General features: G+C 63.7%; 25 protein-coding genes. 10 read left to right on the top strand and 15 right to left on the bottom strand.

Going from position 1 to position 25099, the window contains the following annotated elements:
• The first annotated feature begins 250 nt into the window (after positions 1-250).
• Together AC1KVG_RS13105 and AC1KVG_RS13110 are read left to right on the top strand one after the other, a co-directional pair.
• Positions 251-1312, top strand: a complete 1062-nt coding sequence (locus tag AC1KVG_RS13105; protein WP_481094681.1) for a glycoside hydrolase family 5 protein — start codon at positions 251-253, stop codon at positions 1310-1312.
• 701 nt (positions 1313-2013) lie between these two features.
• Positions 2014-3072, top strand: coding sequence for a glycoside hydrolase family 5 protein (locus AC1KVG_RS13110; RefSeq protein WP_481094682.1), 1059 nt, complete (start codon positions 2014-2016; stop codon positions 3070-3072).
• A gap of 107 nt (positions 3073-3179) precedes the next feature.
• Here the strand turns inward: AC1KVG_RS13110 and AC1KVG_RS13115 are convergent, their stop codons facing one another.
• Entirely contained in the window at positions 3180-3338 is a 159-nt protein-coding gene (locus AC1KVG_RS13115; protein ID WP_481094683.1) for a hypothetical protein, read from the bottom strand.
• 28 nt (positions 3339-3366) lie between these two features.
• On the opposite strand from AC1KVG_RS13115, the gene AC1KVG_RS13120 reads away from it, so the two are divergent.
• Positions 3367-3816, top strand: a complete 450-nt coding sequence (locus AC1KVG_RS13120) for a PepSY domain-containing protein (RefSeq protein WP_023901948.1) — start codon at positions 3367-3369, stop codon at positions 3814-3816.
• 207 nt (positions 3817-4023) lie between these two features.
• On the opposite strand, the gene AC1KVG_RS13125 is transcribed toward AC1KVG_RS13120, so the two are convergent.
• Positions 4024-5829, bottom strand: coding sequence for a M28 family metallopeptidase (locus AC1KVG_RS13125; RefSeq protein ID WP_481094684.1), 1806 nt, complete (start codon positions 5827-5829; stop codon positions 4024-4026).
• A gap of 58 nt (positions 5830-5887) precedes the next feature.
• Positions 5888-6544, bottom strand: coding sequence for a DUF4097 family beta strand repeat-containing protein (locus AC1KVG_RS13130; RefSeq protein WP_481094685.1), 657 nt, complete (start codon positions 6542-6544; stop codon positions 5888-5890).
• Between the two features lie 97 nt (positions 6545-6641).
• Here AC1KVG_RS13130 and AC1KVG_RS13135 point away from each other — a divergent pair, with 97 nt between their 5' ends.
• Together AC1KVG_RS13135 and AC1KVG_RS13140 are read left to right on the top strand one after the other, a co-directional pair.
• Positions 6642-7949: a murein hydrolase activator EnvC family protein gene (locus tag AC1KVG_RS13135; RefSeq protein ID WP_255086478.1), complete on the top strand. Its 1308-nt coding sequence runs from the start codon at positions 6642-6644 to the stop codon at positions 7947-7949.
• Positions 7950-8276: 327 nt separating this feature from the next.
• On the top strand, positions 8277-9794 hold the full coding sequence (locus AC1KVG_RS13140) for a S41 family peptidase (RefSeq protein ID WP_481094686.1): 1518 nt from the start codon (positions 8277-8279) through the stop codon (positions 9792-9794).
• A gap of 225 nt (positions 9795-10019) precedes the next feature.
• Here AC1KVG_RS13140 and AC1KVG_RS13145 read toward each other — a convergent pair whose 3' ends face one another.
• From AC1KVG_RS13145 to AC1KVG_RS13155, 3 genes are all read right to left on the bottom strand, one after another.
• Complete coding sequence (locus tag AC1KVG_RS13145) at positions 10020-11006, bottom strand: D-2-hydroxyacid dehydrogenase family protein (RefSeq protein WP_229011440.1); 987 nt, start codon at positions 11004-11006, stop codon at positions 10020-10022.
• Complete coding sequence (locus tag AC1KVG_RS13150) at positions 11006-11326, bottom strand: DUF1820 family protein (protein ID WP_006452242.1); 321 nt, start codon at positions 11324-11326, stop codon at positions 11006-11008. The genes AC1KVG_RS13145 and AC1KVG_RS13150 overlap by 1 nt, the downstream gene beginning before the upstream one ends.
• Positions 11327-11437: 111 nt before the next feature.
• Positions 11438-12130 (bottom strand): rhomboid family intramembrane serine protease, encoded by a 693-nt coding sequence (locus tag AC1KVG_RS13155; RefSeq protein WP_023901941.1) that lies wholly within the window; start codon positions 12128-12130, stop codon positions 11438-11440.
• A 218-nt stretch (positions 12131-12348) separates the two neighbouring features.
• Here AC1KVG_RS13155 and AC1KVG_RS13160 point away from each other — a divergent pair, with 218 nt between their 5' ends.
• Positions 12349-13689, top strand: a complete 1341-nt coding sequence (locus AC1KVG_RS13160) for an outer membrane protein transport protein (RefSeq protein ID WP_481094687.1) — start codon at positions 12349-12351, stop codon at positions 13687-13689.
• Between the two features lie 305 nt (positions 13690-13994).
• The gene (locus tag AC1KVG_RS13165) at positions 13995-14699 is read left to right on the top strand and encodes a 2OG-Fe(II) oxygenase (protein WP_481094688.1); all 705 of its coding nucleotides are present in this window, start codon (positions 13995-13997) and stop codon (positions 14697-14699) included.
• Positions 14700-14824: 125 nt separating this feature from the next.
• Here AC1KVG_RS13165 and AC1KVG_RS13170 read toward each other — a convergent pair whose 3' ends face one another.
• Entirely contained in the window at positions 14825-15919 is a 1095-nt protein-coding gene (locus AC1KVG_RS13170) for a PA0069 family radical SAM protein (RefSeq protein WP_481094689.1), read from the bottom strand.
• A 135-nt stretch (positions 15920-16054) separates the two neighbouring features.
• Here AC1KVG_RS13170 and cls point away from each other — a divergent pair, with 135 nt between their 5' ends.
• The 3 genes from cls to AC1KVG_RS13185 all read left to right on the top strand — a co-directional run bounded on the left by cls (position 16055) and on the right by AC1KVG_RS13185 (position 18638).
• Positions 16055-17515 carry a cardiolipin synthase gene (gene cls, locus AC1KVG_RS13175; protein WP_481094690.1) on the top strand — a complete coding sequence of 487 codons (1461 nt, stop codon included), beginning with the start codon at positions 16055-16057 and terminating at the stop codon, positions 17513-17515.
• A gap of 75 nt (positions 17516-17590) precedes the next feature.
• The gene (locus AC1KVG_RS13180; protein ID WP_043888791.1) at positions 17591-17860 is read left to right on the top strand and encodes a hypothetical protein; all 270 of its coding nucleotides are present in this window, start codon (positions 17591-17593) and stop codon (positions 17858-17860) included.
• Positions 17861-17870: 10 nt separating this feature from the next.
• Entirely contained in the window at positions 17871-18638 is a 768-nt protein-coding gene (locus AC1KVG_RS13185) for a pyridoxine 5'-phosphate synthase (protein ID WP_481094691.1), read from the top strand.
• Between the two features lie 229 nt (positions 18639-18867).
• Here AC1KVG_RS13185 and AC1KVG_RS13190 read toward each other — a convergent pair whose 3' ends face one another.
• The 8 genes from AC1KVG_RS13190 to AC1KVG_RS13225 all read right to left on the bottom strand — a co-directional run bounded on the left by AC1KVG_RS13190 (position 18868) and on the right by AC1KVG_RS13225 (position 25098).
• A complete protein-coding gene (locus tag AC1KVG_RS13190; RefSeq protein WP_481094692.1) occupies positions 18868-19275 on the bottom strand; it encodes an ExbD/TolR family protein in 408 nt (135 codons plus the stop codon).
• Positions 19276-19487: 212 nt separating this feature from the next.
• A complete protein-coding gene (locus AC1KVG_RS13195; RefSeq protein WP_023901933.1) occupies positions 19488-19898 on the bottom strand; it encodes an ExbD/TolR family protein in 411 nt (136 codons plus the stop codon).
• A 3-nt stretch (positions 19899-19901) separates the two neighbouring features.
• Positions 19902-20324: an ExbD/TolR family protein gene (locus AC1KVG_RS13200; RefSeq protein ID WP_023901932.1), complete on the bottom strand. Its 423-nt coding sequence runs from the start codon at positions 20322-20324 to the stop codon at positions 19902-19904.
• Between the two features lie 45 nt (positions 20325-20369).
• Positions 20370-21134, bottom strand: a complete 765-nt coding sequence (gene exbB, locus AC1KVG_RS13205; protein WP_006451798.1) for a TonB-system energizer ExbB — start codon at positions 21132-21134, stop codon at positions 20370-20372.
• Positions 21135-21218: 84 nt separating this feature from the next.
• A complete protein-coding gene (locus tag AC1KVG_RS13210; protein WP_006451797.1) occupies positions 21219-21890 on the bottom strand; it encodes an energy transducer TonB in 672 nt (223 codons plus the stop codon).
• A gap of 153 nt (positions 21891-22043) precedes the next feature.
• Complete coding sequence (locus AC1KVG_RS13215; RefSeq protein ID WP_023901931.1) at positions 22044-23240, bottom strand: tetratricopeptide repeat protein; 1197 nt, start codon at positions 23238-23240, stop codon at positions 22044-22046.
• Positions 23241-23392: 152 nt separating this feature from the next.
• The gene (locus tag AC1KVG_RS13220) at positions 23393-24199 is read right to left on the bottom strand and encodes a M48 family metallopeptidase (protein ID WP_006451795.1); all 807 of its coding nucleotides are present in this window, start codon (positions 24197-24199) and stop codon (positions 23393-23395) included.
• 62 nt (positions 24200-24261) lie between these two features.
• Positions 24262-25098, bottom strand: coding sequence for a CPBP family intramembrane glutamic endopeptidase (locus AC1KVG_RS13225; RefSeq protein WP_481094693.1), 837 nt, complete (start codon positions 25096-25098; stop codon positions 24262-24264).
• Between the last annotated feature and the right edge of the window lies 1 nt (position 25099).

A 25099-nucleotide genomic window follows, 5' to 3' on the forward strand; every position in this document is an offset into this window, starting at 1 on the left:
CACCGTCCGCGCTGACCGTGTGCCGAAGCGTGCGCGGCCGCTTTTTTCTGCCGCGCGTTACAGCGTGCTGGTGCGGAATGTGACCCCGGCGAATTGTGACTGGGAGTGAGCTCGCACATTTACTTAACGCTCAGTGTGCTGCGCGATCGGGCACAACCAGTGCATTAAGTCCTACCGATGCAGCGCGCTTGGCGCAAATCGCACGCAACCGGCTGCGACGCATCGTCCCCGTCGTTCAAGGAGTTGCTTTATGTCTTCTGTTTCCTGCTCGCTGCGCAGCGTTGTTCACTGTGCACTGCTTCTCATCCTGCTTGGCGTCTTGCCGCAGGTTCATGCGCAGACACGCGCACTCACCTACGCCGGAGTCAATCTTTCCGGTGCCGAGTTTGCATCGTCGAAAAAGCCGGGAGTCCTCAACAAAGACTACATGTACGCACCTGCCAGCGATTACACCTATTTCGCCGGCGTTGGCATGAATACGATCCGCCTGCCCATTTTGTGGGAGCGTCTGCAACCCAGCGCACGTGGCGAACTGGATCCGGCGCAATTGGCATTGGTGCAGCAGGCAGTGGCTCGCGCCAAGGCATCGGGCATGTATCTGGTGCTGGATATCCATAACTATGCCAAATACTACGGTTATAAAATAGGCACTCCTGAAGCGCCGATTGCGACCTTCAGTGATTTATGGCGCCGTCTTGCGCTGGTGTTCAAAAACGATAACGCGGTGATTTTCGGGCTGATGAACGAGCCCAATGGGGTATCGGCAGGTGGCTGGGCTGCCGCTGCACAGGCAGGCATCGACAGCATTCGGGCCACCGGTGCAAACAATTTGATTCTGGTCCCCGGCGTGTTATGGACCGGCGCGCATAGTTGGTACTCGCCCACCAGCGATGGGTATTCCAACGCCACCGCGCTGACCTCCATCTACGACCCACTCAACCACTACGCGTTCGAAGTGCATCAGTACCTGGATGCCGATTCCAGCGGCACCAGCAATGTCTGCGTCAGTGCCACCGTCGGCGCCGATCGTCTACGCAGTTTCACCGAGTGGTTGCGCCTCAATCAAAAACGCGGTTTCCTGGGCGAATTCGGCACCGGCAACAACGCCGGTTGCAATGCAGCGCTGCAGGGCATGCTCGGGTATATGGAAACCAATGCAGATGTCTGGCTGGGCTGGACCTGGTGGGCCGCTGGTTCATGGTGGAACATCAGTTACGAATACAGCGTACATCCCAACAAGGACGGAACCGACAAGCCGCAGATGTCGATCCTGTCGCCACAGGCGACCCATGCGACACGCTTCAGCCCTTGATGTGATGTGATGTGATGTGATCTCGCCATGATCCGATCGAGCCGCCGCAAGGCGGCTCTTTTGTGTGCGTCATCGCAACGTGCGGTCACATAGCTTGGACTCGATATCCATGTGCAACACCCTCATTGCAGTTGAAAAGCTATCGCCACCTGACTGACGCCGGGGACGGCGGTGTTTCAGTTGGTGCGTGATCCTCTGGTGCTATGGCGCTGGTTGCCCCAGCAGCTTGCTGCCAAGCTCGCATGCATGCATCCGGATGGTCCTGCCCGGCGCGTCAGTCACAAAGCCGTGCAAAGCGCATCGCTTAGTTAATAAACGCCTGCGATAAACATAGACGACGACGGCAAACGCTTATGCGTTCGCTGCACGTGCTACTGCATTGTGACGTCAGTGATCCGACGCCGGACCGTTGACAGCGAGCGCGTCCATACGATGGTATTTCGACACAGCGATGTATCTGTCGCGGCTTGAAAAGCCTGCGTTTCCGCATATTCCATGCCCACGTTATAACGCGCTGATTCGAAAAGTGACCTGTGCGATATGTGACTGCGCTCCATTCGACACATTTACTTCGCAGTTAATGCAACCAGAAATTCGGTACGACAGATGCATTAAAGACGACGGATGCGGCGTATTTCGCGCAGATCGCAAGCACAAAGGGTGCTGTGACGCATCTTCCCCGTCGTCTAAGGAGTTGCTTTATGTCCGCCGTTTCTCACTCGCTTCGCAACCTTGTTCGTTGCGCCCTGCTGTTCCTCCTGATCGGCACGTTGCCGCTCGCCCACGCAAGAACGCGCGTACTGAAATACGCCGGCGTCAATCTCTCAGGCGCAGAATTCGCGTCTTCCAAAAAGCCGGGAGTCCTCAACAAGGACTATATGTATCCGGCAACCAGCGATTACACCTATTTCGCAGGTGTAGGCATGAATACCATCCGTCTTCCCATCCTGTGGGAGCGCCTGCAACCGAGTGCGCGCGGCGAATTGGATCCGGCGCAACTGGCATTGGTGCAACAGGCGGTGGCACGCGCCAAGGCATCGGGCATGTATCTGGTGTTGGACATCCACAACTACGCCAAATACAACGGCTACAAGATCGGTAGCAGCGAGGTGCAAAACGCCACGTTCGCCGATTTATGGCGGCGTCTTGCGCTGGTGTTCCGCAACGACAATGCCGTGATCTTCGGCCTGATGAACGAGCCCAATGGCGTATCTGCCAGCGGATGGGCCGGTAGCGCGCAGGCGGCGATCGACGCCATCCGCGCCAACGGTGCAAACAATTTGATCCTGGTCCCAGGCGTTCTCTGGACCGGTGCGCACAGTTGGTCCTCGCTCACAAGCGATGGCTATTCCAATGCCACCGCGCTGGCGTCCATCTACGATCCCCTCAACAACTACGCGTTCGAGGTGCATCAGTATCTGGACGCAGATTCCAGCGGCACGACCAACGTGTGCGTCAATTCCAGCATCGGTGCCGATCGTTTGCGCAGCTTCACCGAGTGGCTACGCGCCAATCACAAGCGCGGTTTCCTTGGCGAATTCGGCAGTGCCAGCAATAAGACCTGTAATAGTGCGCTGTATGGCATGCTCAAGTATATGCAGAGAAACGACGATGTCTGGTTGGGCTGGACGTGGTGGGCCGCAGGCGCTTGGTGGGGCTCCTACGCGTATACCTTACAGCCGAACAAGGACGGCACCGACCGGCCGCAGATGTCGATCCTTTCTCCGTGGGCAGCGGGCATCACACGCGTCACACCTTGATGTAATCGGGTCGAGCCGCCGCAAGGCGGCTCGATTTTTATGCGTCCGTCCGGGCTGTGCATCGTTCTGGCTCCGGTGCGTATCGCAGCGCAATCATCCCGATCGCGTCATCGATGACCTTGCGCTACCACTGCAGCCACGTCTTGCGGAAGGTAAACATCACGTGCAAGGCGAATGAAGACCGGTGCGAGCATTTCAGCTGCCTGAACTCGTACCACCTCGACGTCGGTTTTTTCACCCGATGGCGATGACAGCGCGTCCAGCATGGGCACACTTCACTGCAGGAGCAGTCTCATGGCACATCGATTGATGAAGACCGCGCTGATCGGCGCACTCGCGCTGGCATCGCATGGCGCATTTGCGCAGGCCGCTGCCGATAAGCCGGCCAAGGCGCTGACGTCCGCCGAAATCACCAGCATGCTCACCAGCAAGGGTTACACCAAGGTGCACGACGTCAAGTTCGAGCACGGAGTGTGGACCGCCGATGCGCGCAGCGGCGATGGCAAGGATGTGGATGTGCGTATCGACCCGGTGACCGGGCGCGTGTACGGCGACCAGACCACCTCCAAGTTGAGCGAGGCCGATATCCGCGCGGCGTTGTCGACCAACGGCTATTCCAATGTGCACGACCTCAAGTTCAAGGACGGTCTGTGGAAGGCCGACGCCGAGCAACGTGGCGGGCAGAAGGTCGACCTGCACATCGATCCGGAAGATGGGCACGTGGTCAGCGCGGACAACGACTGATCCATCACCGACGCAATCGCGTGGTGGTGTTTGAGCATGTTTGCCAGGCAGCACTGCAGCACTGAACAGGGCCTCCAACTGGAGGCCCTGTTTATTGAGACCGCAAGCTGCGCGCAGGCCTTGTTGTCACCCGCAGTGCCGCAACTCGATCGATCGCAACACGACTCCACACATGCGTGCTTGAGGCAATGCACGCACTCGGTGTACTCAACGCGCCGGCGTTACCTGCTTGCCATCGGCCTGTTTGCCATCCGCAGCAGATTTCGATGCCTGCGGATCCGCTACTGCACTCGCGCCCGGCTTGCCGACCATCATGCGGTCGCGCGCAGCCTTGAACGGGTTGCCGGCATACCAGTTGGGCCAACGCTCGCCAGCGGCGACTTCCTTGCCCACGCCATACACGGCCTGCAGATCTTCGAGGGTGCCATCGAGTTTCCACGTGGTTGCATCGTACTCATCGCCAGGGGCATGGTAGCGATTGCGCCCATAGTCTTCGGCGGCTGCACGTCCGGCAGCGGTGCCGCCCTCGCGCAGGTCTTCGCCGCCATCGGCGTACAGCGCCGGCACACCGGCCTTGGCGAAATTGAAATGATCCGAGCGGAAATACGAGCCGCTCTGCGGCGTCGCCTCGGCGTGCAGCGTGCGGCCCTGCATCGCGGCGATCGGCTTGAGAATGTCTTCCAGCTCCGAGCTGCCCATGCCCACCACGGTGACATCGCGCGCGCGCCCGGCCACCGACATCGCATCCAGGTTGATCACCGCAGCGATCTTGTCCAGCGGGAAACTCGGGTTGGCCACATAATACTTGGACCCGAGCAAACCGGATTCTTCCAGCGTCACCGCCACAAACACCACCGAGCGCGCCGGCTTGGGATCCTGATGCGCGAAGGCATCGGCGATTTCCAGAATGCCGGCCACGCCGGTCGCGTTGTCCACCGCGCCGTTGTAGATGTTGTCGCCGCTCTCGCCCGGATGCTTGCCCAGATGATCCCAATGCGCCATGTACAGCACCGCCTCATCGGCGTGGCTGCTGCCCGGCAGCACCCCGACCACATTGCGTGAGGTCTTTTCGGCGATGGTGCTCTTCAGGTCCACCGACCAGTTGGCCTTCAACGGCACCGGCTTGAAGCCGCGCTTGCTGGCGTCCTTGTAGGCCTGCGCCAGGTCCAGCCCGGCGTTGGCGAACAACTGCTTGGCGGTCTCGGCGCTGATCCAGCCCTGCACCGGCAGGCGCGGGTCGGTGTCGTCCTTGGCCGGCAGGTCGTATTGCGGGCCGGCCCAGGAATTCTTCACCACATCCCAGCCGTAGCTGGCGCCGGGCGTGTCGTGCACGATCAACGCGGCGGCGGCGCCCTTGCGCGCGGCTTCTTCGAACTTGTAGGTCCAACGCCCGTAGTACGTCATGCGCTTGCCGTCGAACAGCTTGGCATCGCCGGTGTGGAAGCCGGGGTCGTTGACGAACATCACCACCGTCTTGCCCTTCCAGTCCTGGCCGGCGTAATCGTTCCACTGTTGCTCGGGCGCATCCACGCCGTAGCCGACGAACACCAGCTCGCTGTTGTCCAGCTTGACCTCGGCCTGGCCGGTGCGCGTGCCCACCACGATGTCGGTGCCGAAGGCCAGTGCGCGGGTCTGATCGCCGCTGCGCAGACTGGGTGCGGTGGCTGCATCGGCGGTGGTTTCCACCATCGGCACGTCCTGGAACCAGCTATCGCCATTGCCCGGCTGCAGCCCGATGCGCTGCATCTGGTCGCGGATATAGGTAACGGTCTTCTCTTCGCCCGCTGTGCCCGGGCCGCGTCCTTCGAAGTCGTCCGAGGCCAGTGTCTTGACCAACTCGGCGAAGTCGCCGGTCGTCATCTCTGGTGAGAACGCGTGCCGGCTGACCGGTGCGCTGGGTGCGGTATCGGCCGGGGTCTGCGCGCTGGGCGCGGCAGGTGCGTCGGCGGGCTCACGTTTGCAGCCGGCCAGGGCCAGCGTCGCGGCCAGGCACAACAGGATCTTGCGGGGCATCGGGACTCCTCGTGCGGCGAAGGTCCCCCGATTCTAGGCGTTGACTGTGGTGAGCGCGTCAGTCCTTGGGCGCCACGTCGCTGTCGAAACTGCGCGCAGTGCCGCCGGTAACCGCGCCGATCCTGGCGGTGCGATGCACATACAGGCTGACCTCGCGCTCGAACTGCAGCTGCCCATCCACCACCGCATTGGGGCCGATCACCACCCGCGGCTTGCGCGACGGCTTGAACGAAAGACTGAAATTGGGCTTGGTGACCTCGATCCCGCCATGCACATGCGAGCCCACCCCCACGGTGATATCGCCATTGACGGTCTCGATGCCCTTGCCGAGCTCGGTTTCCACCAGACCGATGCTGCCGTTGACGGTTTCCACGCCGCCGCTGATCTGGCTGCCGCGCTCCACCAGAATGCTGCCGTTGACCGTTTCCAGCCCGCCGGACACCACCACTTTCTGGCCCAGCGTGATCGCGCCATTGACGGTGGAGACGCCACCGGTGCGCGCGCGGTCGCCGATCTGGATGCTGCCGTTGACGGTTTCCACGCTCTTGGTTTGCGCACCGGCACCGATTTCGATGGAGCCGTTGACGGTATCCAGGGCGCCATAGGATTGGCCGGCCTCGGCGCTGATGCGGCCGTTGACCTTGCTGATGTCCTCGTTGGCCCAGGCGCTCGTGCAGACCAGGGACACCATCAGGAGAAGATGCTGGGACTTCATGCTGAACCTCGCGCGGCGGCGGCTATCTGGGGCGTGGCGGCGATCACACCATGCTTGGATACAATCGCGCACCTGCCTGAAGTCACTGGACCGTTCGTTGCCCCCTTCGCCCGCACCGCGCTCGCGCCTGCCGCTTGCCCCCGCCACCGGCCGCTCACGCGCGTGGCTGGCGGCGGCCATGCTGGCTTGCACAGTGCTCGGCAGCGCCGGCGCAAGCGCGCAAAGCCAGCGCGAGGCCGAGCGCAAGCTGCAGCAGTTGCGCGATGAATTGAAGACCATCACTGCCGACCGGCGCGAACTGGAGGGCAAGCGCGGCACCGCCGCCCAGCAGCTGCGCCAGGCCGATGAAAAGGTGGCCAAGACCGCACGTGCATTGAGCGAAACCGAATCGGCGATGCGCGAGCAGGAGCAGCATCTGAGCAAACTGCAGCAGGATCGCGCGCAGTTGCAGCGTGGCCTGCAGACCCAGCGCGCGCAGCTGGCCGGGTTGTTGCGCGCCGCCGATCAGCTCGGCCGCAACGCGCCGTTGAAGGTGCTGTTGTCGCAAGACACGGTGGGCGATGCCACGCGCCGGCTGGCCGACCATCGCTACGTGCAGAACGCGCGCGCGCAGCGCATCCAGGCGCTGACCACGCAGCTGGAGGCCTTGGCGAAAGTAGAACAGGACATCGCCAGCCGGCGCCAGGCACTGGATAGCGCGCGTGCGCAGCAAAAAGCGCAGGCCTCTTCGCTGCAGAAGGATCGCTCGCAGCAGGCGGTCACCGTCGCCCAGCTGGACGACCGCTACAAACAGCGCGCCGAACGCGAAAAAGCCCTGGGCCAGGACGCCAAGTCGCTGGAACAGTTGCTCGCCAATCTGCGCGCGGCCGCCGCCAAGGCCGAAGCCGAACGCCGCGCGGCCGCCAAGCGCGCCGCAGCCGAGGCCGCCGCGCAGGCAAAGCGCGCTAAAACCGATCGTCCCGATCGCCCCGACCGGCCGGGCAAGACGCCGCCCAAGGTCATCGCCAGCGCGCCGGCCCCCAAGGTCGGTGGGCTGAGCTGGCCGGTGTCGGGCAACCTGCTGGCCCGCTTCAACGCCACCTTGCCGGATGGCCACACCAGCAAGGGCGTGCTGATCGGCGCGCCCAAGGGCAGCACCGTCAGCGCCGTGGCCGATGGCACAGTGGTGTTCTCCGACTGGATGACCGGCTACGGCATGATCCTGATCGTGGACCACGGCAACGGCTACATGAGCCTGTACGCGCACAACGACACGCTGTTGCGCGATGCCGGCGCCTCGATCAAGCGCGGCGAGGCGGTGGCCAAGGTCGGCAGCTCGGGCGGGCAGGGCGTGCCGGCGTTGTACTTCGAACTGCGTCGCAATGGGCAGCCGGTGGATCCGTCGAGCTGGTTGCAGCGGCGCTGAGTGCAGGTGCGGTGAGTCGCGCGCTGCCGCGTCCCAGTGACCAGACGTGCATCGCGTTGAAGCGACCATTGAGGCGACCACTCAGGGAACCGGGACAAGCTGCTTGCGCAGCCATCGGGCGGGCGCTCCCGGTGTAGTGTGCCAATGCCCGGCAGCGCGTCTGGCCGCGTCATTGCCAGCACGATGCGCACCGCACGGCGACGCCACCGCGCATGCATCTGCGCAGTTGCAGCAGGCAACGGCAATTCAACGCGGATTTATCGCTGCTTCGCGCATAATCCAGGCGGCGCCACGTTGTGGGGCGTCTTCTCTCTTCCGGAGTGCTTCATGCGCGTAGCTGTCCTGTCCGTTGCCCTGTCGCTGGCCTTGTTCGCGTCGCCCGGTTGGGCACAGAAGGCCGGCACCGCCGCCGCCCAGGCGACTGCGGACGATCCGGAAGCCAATGAAGCCGCCGTGTCCAAGGTGCCGCTGGAAGAGATCCGCCGTTTCGTGGCGGTCTACAACGCGGTCAAGCAGGCGTATGTGGATCCGGTCGAAGACAAGAAGCTGATGCATGCCGCCGTGCGTGGCCTGCTCTCGGATCTGGACCCGCACAGCACCTATTTCGACAAGGAAGACGCCGAGGCCTTCGACGAACAGGCCACCGGTGCCTACGACGGCATCGGCGTGGAGTTGCTGCAGCAGCAGGACAACACGCTCAAGGTGATCGCGCCGATCGACGACACCCCGGCCGCGCGCGCCGGCATCCGCGCCGGCGATGTGATTGTGGCCATCGACGGCAAGCCGATCGACGCCAGCAAGGCGATGGAGCCGCTGCGTGGCGAATCCGGCAGCAAGGTCGTGCTGACCATCGTGCGCGACAAGACGCCCAAGCCGTTCGACGTCACCCTGCAGCGCGAGACCATCCGCGTGGCCAGCGTGCGCAGCAAGCTGCTGGAACCGGGCTACGGCTATATCCGCATCAGCACCTTCCAGGCCGACACCGGTGCCGATTTCCAGAAGAACCTCAAGCAGCTGCAGGCCGGCGGCAAGTTGCGCGGCCTGGTGCTGGATCTGCGCAGCAATCCGGGCGGCCTGCTGACGGCCGCAGTGCAGGTGGCCGACGATCTGCTCGACAAGGGCAACATCGTCAGCACCCGTGGACGTATTTCGATCAGCGATGCCAAGTTCGACGCCACCCCGGGCGACCTGCTCGGCGGCGTGCCGGTCATCGTGTTGGTGGACGCCGGCTCGGCCAGCGCCTCGGAGGTGCTGGCCGGCGCGCTGCGCGACAACCAGCGCGCGCGCATCATCGGCAGCCGCACCTTCGGCAAGGGCTCGGTGCAGACCGTGCTACCGCTGGATAACGGCGACTCGGTCAAGCTCACCACCGCGCGCTATTACACGCCCAGCGGCAAGTCGATCCAGGCCAGCGGCATCGTGCCGGAAGTGCTGCTCACCCCGGAACCGCAACCGGGCGACGCCGACCTGCCGGCCAGCCTGACCGACTACAGCGAAGCCACCTTGCCCGGCCATCTACGTGGCGATGCCGAGGGCGAAGAGGGCTATAGCGCCGGCGACGTACTGCCGGGCGATGGCCCGATCGCCGCCGCATTGGCCGAACTCAAGCAGCCCGGCTCGGCCGCCAAGGCCCAAGCCGCGCTCAAAGCCAAGGCGCAGGCAGCACAGAAGGCCAAGGCCGCCAAGACAGCAGCCGAACCCAAGCCGGCAGCAGCGCGTCCGGCGACCGGTGACAAGCCCAAGGCCGCAGAACCGGCCGAGAAAGCCAAGCCGGCCACGCCGGCCGAACCAACCCAACCGGCTGCGCCTTCGGACAAGCCCAAACCGGCCGAACCGGTCAAGTAATCCGGCTACAGCGCGGCGGGTGCATCATGCCCGCTGCGCACTCGGCGCGATCGATGTGCGCAGGCACTGCAACGCCATCTACCCGCACACCTGGATCACCCGGCAACCGTATCGCTGACCGGATGTAACGTCACGCAACGAGCCGTGCCGCAGCGCTGATGCTTTTGTAGGAGCGACCTTGGTCGCGAGAAGCCTTCCCGAACGCGATCACCACTCAAACAACCACTATCGCGCAATCGCCAACGCCTCGGGATTGACCAGATTGCGCGGCGTGCCTGCAGCAAACGCCAGCACATTGTCGAATGCCGCTTCGAAGTACAGCGCGTAGCTGTCGCGTTCCACATAGCCCAGATGCGGCGTCGCCAACACGCGCGGGTGCTGCAGCAACGCATCGCGCGCATCCAGCACCGGCTCACGTTCGAACACATCCACCGCCGCCTGCGCCGGACGGCCTGCGTCCAACGCGGCCAACAGCGCACCTGGCGCAATCAATTCGGCGCGGCTGGTGTTGACCAGCAAGGCATCGCGGCGCATGCGCGCCAGATCGTCCACGGTCACCTGATGACGTGTCTGCGCGCTCAGGCGCCGATGCAGCGACAGCACATCGCTGCGTTCGAACAAGGCCTGGCGGCTGGCGGCGATCTCGAACCCATCGCGCGCGGCCTGCGCGCAGGAGGCTTCGCCGCCCCACACCAGCACCTGCATGCCGAACGCACGCCCGAAGCCGGCCACGCGCTGGCCGATCCGCCCATAACTCCAGATGCCCAAGGTGCGCCCGTGCAGCACGCGTCCCAACCCGGGATCACCCAGCGCCTGCCAGCGGCCCTGATGCAGCGCGCGCTGGTATTCGGTCAGCCGCCGGCTGGCCGACAGGATCAAGGCCCAGGTCAGCTCGGCCGGCGCCACCGGCGAGCCGACGCCTTCGGCCACTGCCACCCCGAACTCGGTGCACGCGGCCACATCCACATGTGCGCCCACCCGCCCGGTCTGGCTGATCAGCTTGAGCCGCGGCAAACGCCGCAGCAGCGTGGCGTCCACGCGGGTACGCTCGCGAATCAGCACCAGCGCATCGGCTTCCACCAGTCGCTCGGCCCATTCGTTGGGATCGGTAGCCAGCGCACCCAGCACCTGTACATCGTGCCCTTGCAACCGCTGCAAACAGGGCAGCTGGCGGACGGCGCCCTGGTAATCGTCGGGCACCAGGATCCGCATCAGCGCGGTTTGGTCGGCAGCGGGAACGGCGTGACCACCTTGTCGCCGGTGGTGGCATCGCGGATCACCGACTGGCCTTTCTTCTCGACCTCTTCGATGCGCACGATGCTCTGCATCGGCAGGTGCAGCGTCTTGGTATTGCCGAACTCTTCGCGCAACCGTTCTTCGGTGGGATCCACCACCAACCCGTCGTGCACGTCGAACACCAGCTCGCCGATCTGGTTGAAGCCCCACAGATGGCTGCTGGTGACCTCACGCGCGTAAAGCTCGTACACCTTGCCATGATTGAGGAAGGTGACTTTGTACAAAGGCTTGACCATGCCGGCGATTATAGGCGCGCCAGCACGGCCGAGGCAGCGCAACCGGTCACTGCCAGAACGTAACGCCTGCATCAGCGCCGTCGGTCTGTCCACCACGCGTCGCTCGCCGCGTTAAAACCCGTGGCGCTTGCGCAGCCGCCGCGCGATCGCCGCGCGCACGTACAGGCCATAGACGATCCCGAACACGAAACCGGCGATATGCGCCGACCACGCCACCATGCCGAACGCCGGGCCGATGTAGGCGAACACCACCTGCAGCATCGCCCACACTCCGATCAGCAACGGCGCCGGCACCCGGATGAATTCCAGAAACACCCCCAGCGGCAGCACCACGCCCAGCTTGGCGCCGGGAAACAGCGCCAGATAGGTGCCGATCAATGCCGACACCGCGCCCGAGGCGCCGATGATCACCCGGTCCGGCGTGCCGATCGCAAAGATCGCCGCCAGGTTGGAGGCCGCGCCGCCGACCAGAAACAGCAGCAGCAACCGCCACGGCCCCAGAATGCGCTCGGCCGGCAGCCCGAAGATCAGCAGGAACACCAGGTTGCCGAGCAGATGCGACCAGTCCGCGTGCAGGAACAAGGCCGTGAACAGCCGCAGCACGCTGCCGTCGCGCAGGGTCGCCCACCAATCGCCCAGGTTGGAGACGCCGCTGGACAGCGCGCCCCAGTCCAGCCACAGCGTGTTGCGTGCCTCGCCCGGCCGGCTGATCGACCACAGGTAGGCCAGCCAGACGGTTGCGAACAGCAACGGCACCGCCCAGCGGGGGGTAGGTTTCTTGCGGGAGGGGAGAGAGACGAACATCGGAGTGGCACTCTAGCGGGTTCACGCTCCTGAACCCATCCCCAACCTGTCCAGCCAGCCAAAACGCACTTCGTTATTGTTCGGTTAATCGTCGTGGTTATACTGCGTACGGCGTCGTATGTCGGGGGGGGGTCTCCGGCGCGCTCCAGCCGCTGTTTGGCGCTTGGGCGCGGGCGCTGTACCGACCACTGCAGTCTTTATCCGGAGAGCAACAACTTATGTCTACCGCTTCCACTCTCAGCCGCGCCACCCTGTTGGCCGTTGGTATCGCCGGTGTGCTGGCCGTTGGCCAGGCCCACGGCGCCGCGTTCCAGCTGAAGGAAAACAGCGCCAAGGGTCTTGGCCGCGCCTTCGCCGGTTCCGGCAGCGCCCCCGATGACGCCTCGATCATCGCCAACAACCCGGCCGGCATGCGTCAGCTCGACGGTCGCCTGTTCCAGGCCGACGTCAGCGCCATCAGCTTCTCGGCCAAGTTCCAGCCTGAAAGCGGCAACTACGCCAACGGCGCCCCGGTCTCCGGCGGCAATGGCGGCGACGCCGGCATGATCGCGCCGGTCCCGGCGATGTACTTCCATGTGCCGTTCGGCGAGAACGACAACATGCACCTGGGTACCTCGCTGACCGTGCCGTTCGGCTTCAAGACCGAATACGACCGCGACTGGGTCGGCCGTTACCACGGCACCAAGACCGAGTTGCAGGCGATCGACTTCAACGTCGCCTTCTCCTACGACGTGAACCCGTACGTGTCCTTCGGCGCCTCGGTGTTTGCGGAGCGTCTGGATATCGACCTGGCCAACGCGGTGGATTTCGGCAGCGTGCTAGCTGCGCGTCGCGTGCCGGGCTTCGCCCCGGGTAGCGCCGACGGTTACTCGCGCATCAAGGGCGACAGCACCGAAGTGGGCTTCACCCTCGGCGGCTTGTTCAGCATCGACGAAAATACCCACATCGGCTTCAGCTACCGCTCGGAAGTGGAGCACAAGATCACCGACGGCGACGCCGACTTCACCACCCCGCCTAATGCTGCTGCCGTGCTGGGCGTCGCCGCACCGGGCACCTTCGTCGACACCAAGGGCCGCGCCACCGTCAAGCTGCCGGCCAGCGCCACCGCCAGCTTCACCCACAACGTGAACGAGCAGTGGTCGATCATGGCCGACGTCACCCGCACCGCCTGGAGCAAGTTCGACCAGGTGACGGTGGACTTCGCGTCCAATCAGCCCGACAGCGTGCTGGACTTCTCCTACCGCGACACCACCTTCGCCTCGATCGGTGCCGACTACCGCGTGAGCGAAACGCTGACCCTGCGTGGCGGCCTGGCCTACGACCAGACCCCGACCACCGCCGAGCATCGTGACGTGCGCGTGCCGGATGCGAGCCGCAAGTGGGTTTCGCTGGGTCTGAGCTGGCGTCCGTCGCAGCAGGCCGAATACAACTTCGGTTACACCCACCTGTTCACCAGCGACCCGACCAGCGATACCCGCAGCGCCACCGGCGACCGTCTGGTTGGTAGCTACAAGGTGAAGGGCGACGTGCTGGCCGCTTCGATCAACTACAAGTTCTGATCGACGCTTCCCGGTACGCGTGATGAAAAACCCCGCTTCGGCGGGGTTTTTCTTTTTCTGTCGTACACAGGCTGCAGCCGTGTACAGCGCCTTGCCAGCGCGCAGCATCGTCATCGATAGGTACAGCGTCTTCGCGTTCGACTCTGCATCCACTTGTCCTGCTTACGGGCGAACACGCAAGGCCAGTGACTTGCATCCAGCCAACGTCATTGAATGCGCGATGTAGCGCGGCGAAGCGATCTACATGCGTGCGCGATCGAGGCACCGACTGTGCAGGCCGATGTCGAGGTTGCTATCGTCATGGCATGGACCAACCCGACTTCATCCAGATCACCGACCACGCGGTGTCGCGGCAGGATTGCGCCGCCATCGTGCAACGCATGCGCGACAGCCAGCAGCTGCAACCCGGGCGCGTCGGCAGCGGCGTGTTTCCCGAACTCAAACACAGCCGCGATCTGCGCATCAGCGGTGTGGCCGAGTGGGCGGAGGTGGAAAACCGCCTGCAACAAGCTATTTTCCAAGGCCTGCTCGGCTATCTGCGGCGCTATCCGCAAGCGTTGATCTCGCCGCTGATGCTGCAGGTCACCACCGACGACGGCAGCCCGCATCGCCTGGTTGCCGAAGACATCGTGCAGATGAGCGATCAGGCGTTGGGCGATCTGGCGCGCACCTGCCTGCGCCCGGCAGCGATCAATCTGCAGTGGTACGCCGCCGACCAGGGCGGTTATCCGTACTGGCACTGCGAGCTGTATCCACGCGATGCCAGCGCCGAAACGCTGCACCGCCATCTGCTGTGGACGCTCTACCTCAACGAGGAGTTCGAGCAAGGCGAAACCGAATTCCTGTTCCAGCAGCGCAAGGCCCGCCCACGCACCGGCAGCCTGCTGATCGCTCCCACTGCGTTTACCCACACCCACCGCGGCAACCGCCCGGTCGGAGGCGACAAGTTCATTGCGACGAGCTGGATTTTGTTTCAGTCGGCGCAGGCGCTGTACGGCGGGGATGCGTGATTCGGGATTCGGGATTCGCAAGAGCGGGGTACTGCAGTGCTGCTGCTGTTACGCATCTCTAATCCCGACTACCGAATCACGGCTGTTCTTACAAATCCCCAATCCCGAATCACAAATCCCCGCCCCTAAAACAACTGCCCCTGCGGCGATTCCTTGACCGGCTTGGCCGGCGGAGCAGGGCCCCGAAACTTCCCCGTGTCCAACGGCGGCATCTGGCGTGCATCGAAACCGGCGCGGCGGTGGGCCAGCGCGAAGCGTCTCGCCAGCATATCCGCATACACGCCTTGTCCGCGCATGCGGGTGCCGAAGGCGCTGTCGTAATCCTTGCCGCCGCGCAGCTGCTGGATCGTGCTCATCACATGCTCGGCGCGTTGTGGATGATGGGTCTGCAACCAGTCGCGGAACAGCGGCGCCACTTCATGCGGTAGCCGCAGCAATACGTAGCCGGCACTGCCGGCGCCAGCATCGGCGGCGGCCTGCAGGATCGCTTCCAGTTCGTGATCGTTGATCCACGGAATCACCGGCGCGGCCATCACCCCGACCGGCACGCCGGCCTCGTGCAATGTACGCATCGCGCGCAGGCGTGCATGCGGTGCGGACGCGCGCGGTTCGAGCTTGGCCGAAACGTGCGGGTCGAGCGTGGTCACCGAAAAATACACGTTCACCAGCCCCTCGCGCGCCAGCGGCGCAAGCAGATCCAGATCGCGCGTCACCAACGCGTTCTTGGTGATCAGCGTGAACGGATGCCGCGTCTCCCATAGCACTTCGATCAATTGCCGCGTCAGCGCGTGCTTACGTTCGATCGGCTGATACGCATCGGTGTTGATGCCCAATGCGATCGGGCTGGGTACATAGCTGGGCCGCGACAACTCGCGCCGCAACACCTCTGGCGCATTGGTCTTGGCGAACAACTTTGTCTCGAAATCCAGTCCGGGCGAGAGATTGAGATACGCATGCGAGGGCCGCGCAAAGCAGTAGCTGCAGCCATGCTCGCAGCCACGATACGGATTCACCGATTGCGAGAACCCGATATCCGGCGATTGATTGCGGCTGATGATGCTGCGCGCGGTTTCCTCGGTGACCTGCGTACGCAATGCCGGCGCGGCAAACTCCTCGCTGTCGTCCGCGTACCAACCATCGTCCACCGCCTGCTGGGTGGTGGTTTCGAAGCGTCCGGGCAGGTGGCCGGTTGCACCCCGGCCCTTGATTGCAGTTGCCATCGCGCCATCGTACGTCCGGCAGATCTCACACGCCGCGACCGCGCGCCGACACAATGCAGCGTTCAGACCCGTGCTCCGCCATTGCGTTGGCCGCGTGGTCATCGCAGTAAAGCGTGCGGGCCGTAGAATCCGCGCATGCTCGCATCTGCACAGGGCGCGTGGGACTGGCTGGCCACCATTCCCCACCTCGAAGCGCTTCTCCTCGCCGCCTACGTGCTGTACCTGCTGTGGATCGCCAGCTGGATCGTGCTGCAGAAGCGCGAGCCGGTGGCCACGCTGAGCTGGGTGCTGTCGCTGGCCGCGCTGCCATACCTGGGCCTACTGATCTATTACTGGCTCGGCCCGCAGAAGGTCAAACGCCAGCGCCTGCGTCGCGGCCGTTCGCGCTCGGGCATGGAAAGCTACGACAGCGTCTGCCCACCCGATGCCGACTGCACCGAGCTGGCCAAGATCGCCCAGTCCACCACCGGCCTGGCGCCCAGCAGCGCCACCGAAGTGCATTGGCTGGTCGACGGCGCGGCCACCTACGCCGCCATCATCGAGGCGATCGGTCACGCGCGCGACCACATCCATCTGGAGTACTACATCTTCCAGCCGGACCGCAGCGGCACCGCGATCTGCGAGGCCCTGATGGAACGCGCGCGCGCCGGCGTCAAGGTGCGCTTGTTGCTGGATGCGGTGGGCTCTTCGGCGATGACACGGCGCAGCCTGCGCACCCTGCGCGAGGCCGGGGTGGAGACCGCCTGGTTCCATCCCTCGCAGTTGCTCAAGCCGTTCAAGCGGCCGTGGTTGAACCTGCGCACCCACCGCAAGGTGATCGTCATCGATGGGCGGATCGGTTTCACCGGCGGCATCAACGTCACCGACGACGAGAACGAGCAAGTGCGCAGCGACGCCTACCGCGATCTGCACGTGCGTCTGCAAGGCCACGTGGTGCGCAGCCTGCAGCTCGTATTCCTGGAAGACTGGCTCTACGCCACCCGGCAGGGCCGCCCGGCCTTCCACGGTCAACAGCTGTGGCCCGAAGACGTGCCGACCCGCGCGCAAGGCGATGTCGATGCGCAAGTGCTGGTGTCGGGGCCGGACTCCTCGTGGGAGGCGATCCATCGGCTGATGGTCGCCGCGATCCACGAAGCCAGGCACAGGGTCTGGCTGGTCACGCCGTACTTCGTCCCAGGCGAGGCCGCGCGCATGGCGCTGACCTCGGCCGCATTGGGCGGCCTGGACGTGCGCCTGCTGGTGCCGCGCGTCAGCGATTCGCGCCTGGTCACCTACGCGGCACGCTCGTATTTCGACGAACTGCTCGAAGCCAGCGTGCGCATCTACGAATACGGTCCGCGCATGCTGCACACCAAGGCGCTACTGGTCGACGATGAGATCAGTATCGTCGGCAGCGCCAATTTCGATAGCCGCAGCTTCCGGCTGAATTTCGAGTTGTCGATGCTGTTCCGCGACCAGGCGGTGGCGGCAGAACTGGCGGGGCTGATCGGCAGCGACCTGGAAAACGCCCAGGAAGTGCGCTTCGTGCGACGCCGCCCCCTGTGGCGCTCGCGCCTTCCCGAAGCCTTCGCACGGCTGCTGTCGCCGCTGCTCTGAACCTTGCCCACCGCGCCCACGTGGAACCGCACCGGGCGCGGCGCTACACTGCCGCCACTGATTGGGGAGCTCGTCATGCACTGGCTGTTTCTGCTTATGGCACTGGGTGCGCTGGTGCTGGCTTTCAGCACGCCGCACGTATGGTTGCTGGTGGTCTCGCTGCTGGTGGCATTGCTGCTGCTGCTGCTGTGGACGCGCGGCTGGTTCGCATCGCGCATGGACGATACCCAGCGCGATACCAGCAGCATGATCGACCCGGCAGAACTGCGCCGCCTGCGCGAGATCGCCGAGGCCCGCAAGGCCGCCGCACTGGCAGCCACGCGCGACGGCGAGCCGCAGGCCTGAGAGCGACGTTGTGACCACCCAGCTCAGCGTCAACGTCAACAAGATCGCGGTGCTGCGCAATTCGCGCGGCGGGCACGACCCCGATGTGGTGCAGGCCGCACGCACCTGCATCGCGGCCGGCGCGCACGGCATCACCGTGCACCCGCGCCCGGACCAGCGGCATATCCGCGCCGACGACGTGCTGGCGCTGAGCGCGCTGACGCGCGAGCACGCGGTCGAATTCAATATCGAAGGCAATCCGTTCGCGCCACCACGCGATGGTTATCCGGGGCTGCTAGAGCTGTGTCGCCTCACGCGTCCCGAGCAGGTCACCCTGGTGCCCGATGGCGACGGGCAACTGACCTCCGACCACGGTTTCGACTTTTCACAGGACACCGCACAGCTCGCCGCACTGATTGCCTCGTTCAAGGCGATTGGTGCGCGCGTCAGTCTGTTCGTCGATGCCGGTAATGCCGAGATCGCGCAGGCGGCGGTGCTCGGTGCAGACCGCATCGAGTTGTACACCGGCCCGTATGCGCAGGCGCATCTGAGCGGGCAGCCAGACGCTGCATTCGCGCTGTTTGCCGGCGCCGCACAACGTGCCAGCGCCGCAGGGCTGGGCATCAATGCCGGGCATGATCTGTCGCAGGACAACCTTGGCGATTTTCTCAAGGCTGTCCCGGGCGTGCTCGAAGTCTCGATCGGCCATGCGCTGATCGGCGAAGCCTTGTATCGAGGTCTGGATGCGACTGTGCGTGCGTATCTGGAGATATTGCGCAATTCGTCGATTGGCGCTTGAGAGACTCAATCGAATAAGCGCTTCTGTTGAAATGACTGCGCTTACCGCGAAACTGGGCGCGAGCGGTGCTTGAGGCTGCAGATCACACGCGACTCCTGCGCGCCGTCTTGACGGCTGATGACCGCTAGCTACATTTTGTCAGTAGCTCTAAAGCTGCTGCACATTATGAAGACCATTATCTGCATCGGAGCAGAGTTTCTCTGCCCCGATGCACGATTCACCCCATTATTTACTGCATAAAGCTGATGCGATCGGCCTGCGCGTTCTTTGCCGCAGCCAATACCTTGGCCATCACTGCATATTCCGCATCTGCACTGACGGTAATCCGCAGTTCCGGCTGATTTCCAGCTGTTTCGCGCATCTGTTCAATTAACCGGGGCTGCAACTCCTGCAGCGTCACCGGGCTGGCATTCCAGAATACCTGGCCGTCCGCATCCACACGCAATGCGATCGGCGCAGGCGGCTCCAACTGTCGCTGCGGTTGATCGCTGCGCTGTGGCAGATCCACCGTGATCGTTCGCGTCAGCATCGGCGCGGTGACGATGAAGATAATCAACAACACCAACATGACATCCACCAGCGGCGTGACATTGATCTCCGCAAGCGGTCCCCGATTACCTGTTGTACTGAAAGCCATGGCATGCCTCCTGTGCTGTGAGCGTGGGTGCAGCACGATCGAGCATACACCTGGCCGGATATGACAGAAGGGTAGGGCGGCGGCAGGCAACACGCTCCTCGACCCCCGAGCCGAAGCGTCGCGCTGCGAATCGATCACGCATAAAAAAACGCCACCGTTTCCGGTGGCGTTTGCAGTCGCGTCATGACTGTTGTGTTGCGTCTTGCGATGTCTTACTGCATGAAGCCGATTTTCTTCATCTGCGAGTTCTTTGCCGCAGCCAGGACTTTGGCCATCACCTCGTACTCCGCGTCCTGGTTCGCATCGATGCGCAGTTCCGGCTGGTTGGTCGGATCGCTGGCGATCACTTCTTCCATCTTCTGCTGCAACTGAGCCACCGGCACTGGACTGTTGTTCCAGAACACCTGGTTGCTGGCGTCGATCCGCAACTCGATCGGCGGCGGCGGTTCGGTCGTCTGCGGTGGCGGGTTGAGTACCCGCTGCGGCAGATCCACGGCGATCGGGTAGGTCATGATCGGCGCGGTCACGATGAAGATGATCAGCAGCACCAACATCACGTCCACCAGGGGCGTGACGTTGATATCGGCCATCGGGCCACGGTTTCCACCGGTACTGAATGCCATGGCTTACTGCCCCTTCTCTTTGGTCGCGACGAAGCCGATGTCCAACATGCCCTGACCCTGCGCGATCTTGGTGATCTCGTTGATCGTACGCATCTTGGTCGTGCGGTCGCCACGCAGGTTGAGCGGCGGTTGCGGTGTCTGCTGTGCGGCGGTGGACAGGCGCGACTCCAAGGCTTCCTTGGAGACCGGCTCGTCGTTCCAGTACAGCGACCCGTCTTCCTTGACGGCCAGGGTGATCGGCGCGGCACGTTTCTCCGGCTCTTCCTTCTGGACCAGGTTGGCCTCGGGCAGCTCCACCTTGACCTTATGGGACATCAGCGGTGCCGTAATGATGAAGATGATCAGCAGCACCAACATCACGTCCACGAGGGGCGTCACATTGATGTCGGCCATCGGGCCACCGCTGTTTCCACTACTGAAGGCCATAACGGGCTCCGTCTAAATCGTTGCGAAGTCGTTCTTTACTACGGATTAGCGAACGCGCGAACCAGTGGCGAAGAAGTCGTGCAGGTCGTGAGCGAAGGTGTCGAACTTGGCGATCACCGAGCTGTTGACCTTGGAGAAGAAGTTGAACGCGAACACCGCCGGGATGGCGACGAACAGACCGATCGCGGTCATGATCAGCGCTTCACCCACCGGGCCGGCAACGGCGTCGATGGAAGCCGAACCGGTTGCACCGATCTTAATCAGCGCGCCGTAGATGCCCCACACGGTACCGAGCAGACCGACGAACGGTGCAGTCGCACCGACGGTGGCGAGCAGGGTCATGCCGGACTGCAGACGGGTGCTTTCGCGGGTCACGGCCTGACGCAGGGCGCGATCGACGAACTCGGAACGGCTCAGGCTCTCGCCCAGACCGCCGGCGCTGGTGCCTTCGGCACGCTGGTGGTGAGCGGCAGCCTGGGCTGCGTCCAGCGCGATCTTGGAGAACGGCTCGGAAGCGGGCTGCTCTTCCATGGCGCGGATGGCGTCCTGTGCATTCGGGGCATCCCAGAACGCGGTGGTGACGCGGTCAGCCGCGCTCTTCAGACGGGTGGCGCGGAAAATGTTGATGACGGTCCAGTACCAGGAGGCAGCGGACATGGCGATCAGGGTGATCAGAACGACCCAGGACACGGCGAAGTCGCCGGGCTGAGAGGTCATTTCGGTGATCAGATGCTCGAAGCCCATCTGCGAAAGAGCGGCCGACGGATTGGAGCCCCCTGCAGCGGCGGCGATAAAGAATTCCTGCAGCATGACGCTTACCTTTGTTGTGTGTGGTGATGAAGGGTGGAGCGAAAGGAAGACAGGATCCTGGGCCGGCCGTAGCCGGCCCGTGGATCAGTTCAGAGCAAAGTTGACCGGGACGCGGACACGTCCGGCGGCTTTCTGCCCGTTGACGGTGGAAGCATTGAACTTCCACTTGCGTGCTGCGTCCATCGCGGCACGGTCAAGGTCGCGGTTGCGGCTGGACTTTTCGACCGACACATTGGTCACGTTGCCGCTTGCATCCACATCCACGATCAGGATGACCTCACCTTGTACACCGGCACGGAATGCAGCCGGCGGATACTTCGGCGGGTTCATGTTCTTGGACGAGATATCGACACTGGCGCCGATGTCATTCGGCGGTTGCGGCGGAGACGGTGGGCTCGGCGGCGTGACGATATCGCTAGGACGGGGTTCGGGAACGTCGACTACCGGAGCTTCCGGCGGCGGCGGAACCGGTGACGGCTTCGGCGGCGACAGATTCTTGACCGGCGGCGGCGGCTTGTCTTCCGGCGGCGGCGGCGGCGGCGGCGGCGGGGGAGGAGGCGGTGCATCCACCAAGGTGACCATGGTGGTGCGCTCCTTCTCAGCCGGAGCCTTCGGCGCCACTGCAGGGATCAGCAACATCATCAGTGCAGTGAGGTGCAAAGCAATTACAAACGCGATGCCGATAATGCGGGCCCAGCTCAGACCCTGGTTCCCGGCATCATAGTCATGCCTGTGGATAACGAGTTGTTCCGTCATGCGCCAATGGCTCTTTCAGTGGGGGCCCCGGATCACGGTGATGATCCCCAGGTTTTCGGACGGCTTTGACACCGCAGGAACTCCCAAGCTTATACCAATCCCGAGTCCTGTAACCACTAAAAACACAGGGATTTCGGGGGTTTATTTTCTTTTTTACTTCAGGTTGATGATCTTCTTTGCGTCTTCAGGTTTTTTGACGCCTTTGGCGATCGCCTGCTGGGCAGCCTGCTTGGCTTCGGGGATACGCCCTTCCGAATGCAGCACCTTGGCCAGATTCAGATAGGTCTCGCCGTCCTTGGAAAGTGGTGCGGCTTTCTGCCAATTCTCGACTGCTTTGGGCACGTCCTCGCTGTAGTAATACGACTGCGCCAACGCGAGGTATGTCTGATAATCAGGCTTGAGGATGCCTTTTTGCATACCTTCGTTGATGACAGCGATGACGTCCTTTTCCTTGTTCTCGGTGTTGGCGTAGATCGAGTACAGCTGCTTGTACTCCTTCTCCTCGGTCAACTGCCCGGCAGCGCGCAGCTTGTCCATGACGGCTGCGGCCTTGTCCATCTGGTCGGCCTGCATATACATGCTGGCCAGATTGAGCTGGGCCTTTTTGTCGTTCGGCGTCTTGGCGGCGATCGCCTCGGCGGTCGCGACGGCCTCACCGGTCTGGCCGGCCTCGGCGTAGGCAGCCATCAACAACTGGTTCCACGTGTCCTTCGGCTCGGGCGAAGCGGCGATGGCCTGCTTCAGCACCGGAATCGCCTCCTTGTACCGCTCGGCCTGATACAGCGCCTGGCCCTTGAGGATCAGATCTTCCGGGCGCTGCGACTTGCTCTCGTCCAGGTACTTGTCCAGCGTGGCCAGACCTTCGGCCTGCTGGTCGTCCTGCATCTGCAACTGCGCCAGCATCAGCATCGACTGGAACTGGCCGTTGTTGTCCAGCGCATTCAGACCGATCGCCTGCTGCAGGTATTTCTTGGCAGCGGCGGTGTCGTCGGTGTTGTACGCGGCCTGTGCAGCAAGCTGCGCGGCCAGCGCCTTGTCGGCTTCATTGGCGGCGGAATTGGCCAGGATTTCATCGGCCTGGGTGCGCACGCCAGGGTAGTCCTCACCCTTGTTGAAGGTTTCGATCAACTTCTGCAGCTTGCTGCCCAGCTTGGACGAGGGCTTGATCGTCGGCGCGGCGCGGGTGGACTGCGGGTACAGCTCTTCGGCCTTGCCGCTGCTCTTGGACTTGCGGCTGGCACGCTCGGACGAGCGGTCCGACTGCGCGACCGCATCGGCGACGACAGCCCCGCCCAGCGACGCGGCGATGAACAGGGACAACAGGGCTTGCTTGCGCTTGAGCAGTTTCATGATTCACCTCGGACGAGCCGCCGTCGGGCGGTACGAAAAGCGGAATGGAAGCTGTACGAAAAATCTGAGCCGGCAAACTTAGCAGAAAGTCTCAGTTCCCGAAAACGGTTTCCATGCTGTGTTGCGATATTCGGTACGTATCAGGGGCGGTTTCAGCCACAGCGTGGCGCTCGGCCGTCTTGTCGCGCCTGCTTGTAGACCGGCTCGAGCTGATTGACGTCGGCCTGCAGTTCGCGGATGCGATTGGCCGGATCGGGGTGAGTGGACAGCCATTGCGGCTGGCGGTTGCCACTGGCGGCCATCATGTTCTGCCACAGCGTGACCGCCTGGGCAGGGTCGAAGCCGGCCTGCGCCATCAGGCGTTGTCCGACCACGTCGGCCTCGCTCTCCTGGGTGCGCGAGCCAGGCAGCAGGAACACCGTCTGCGCGGTCATCCCGCCGACCTGGTTCACCGCGCTGGCTGCGCCATCGCCGTAGGCCGCGCCCGCCAGCGCGCCGATGATGCCCAGGCCGGTCTGCGCACCGAGCTGGCGGGTGATGCGCTCTTCATGGTGGCGCGAGATCACATGCCCGATTTCATGACCGAGCACGGCGGCCAGCTGATCCTGGGTCTTGGCGACGGTGAAGATACCGGTGTTCACGCCGACCTTGCCGCCGGGCAGCGCGAACGCATTGGCTTCATCGTCGACGAACAGCGCGGTTTCCCACCGGGTTTCTCGCCATTGCGGCGGCAATTGCGCCACCAGCGCATTGACCACGCACTGCACGTAGGCGTTCTGCTTGCCGTCGGTGCTGACCTTTTCCTTGGCCTTGGTCTGCGCAAACGACTCCGCGCCAAGTTTGTCGAGTTGGTCTTGCGTGACGCCTCCCACCACCTGTCGGCGGCCGGTCGGCGAAGTTGTGGTGGCACATGCCGTCAACGTAAGGACGGCAACAACGATCAACAGCCTGGCTTTCATTCAATCCCCCTGGAACCCTGGGGGCATTTTGGCAGGCTCGTCTTAACTTTTCGTCAAACGGGTCAGCCGACCCCGAAAAAGTACAGCGCGGCCAGGGCTGTTGCGTTGTTGATGCCGTGCGCGGCGATGGGTGCCCACAGGGTGCCGGTACGCCAATACAGCCACGCGAATGCCGCACCCATGCTGCCGTAGATCAGCCACAACTGGGCGATGGCGGCCGGGCCGTTGCCGCTGATGCCGGGCACTTCATGCACCAGCGCGAAGATCGCGCTGCTCAGCGCAATGCCCAGCCACGGGCGCCCGGCGGCCAGCAGGCGGCCGAACAGCACGCGCCGGAACAGCAATTCCTCATACGCCGGGGCGATGACCACGGCGAACACCACCAGCGCCAACGGCCATTGCTTGATCGCTTCTTCCATCAGCGGCAGGTTGGTCGGCACCGGTTTGATGCCCAGCGCCGATGCCGCGACGCTGACCAGATTGCTCAGCACGAACACGGAGACGGCGATCAGGCCGGTCCAGCCCCAGGTCGAGGCACGCCGCGTGGCGGCACGCGAGGCGGCCTGTTCGCCGGCGGTGGCCCGGCGACGCCAGTAGTACAGCAGCATCGCTGGCGTGGCGGTGCTGACCAGTGCAGTGAGCAACTGCACCAGCACGCCGGGTTGACCGATCGCGGCCATGATCTGCGCAGAGGAGGGCGTCAGGCCCTGCGCTTTGGCCGCCTGCACATGGCTGAAGCCGCGTACCGCCCCCCACAGCGCAAAGCCGGCCACGCTGAGCGTCAGCAGCAGGCCGGTGGCGATCAGCACGTCGATCCAGAAGCCGAGCAGTGCGGGAAACAATCGGGACTTGCCGGCAGCGGAGGCCGGAACCGGGGTCGTTGGAGAATCTGCGCTCATC

It is taken from the genome of Xanthomonas sp. NCPPB 3959, assembly GCF_056675575.1.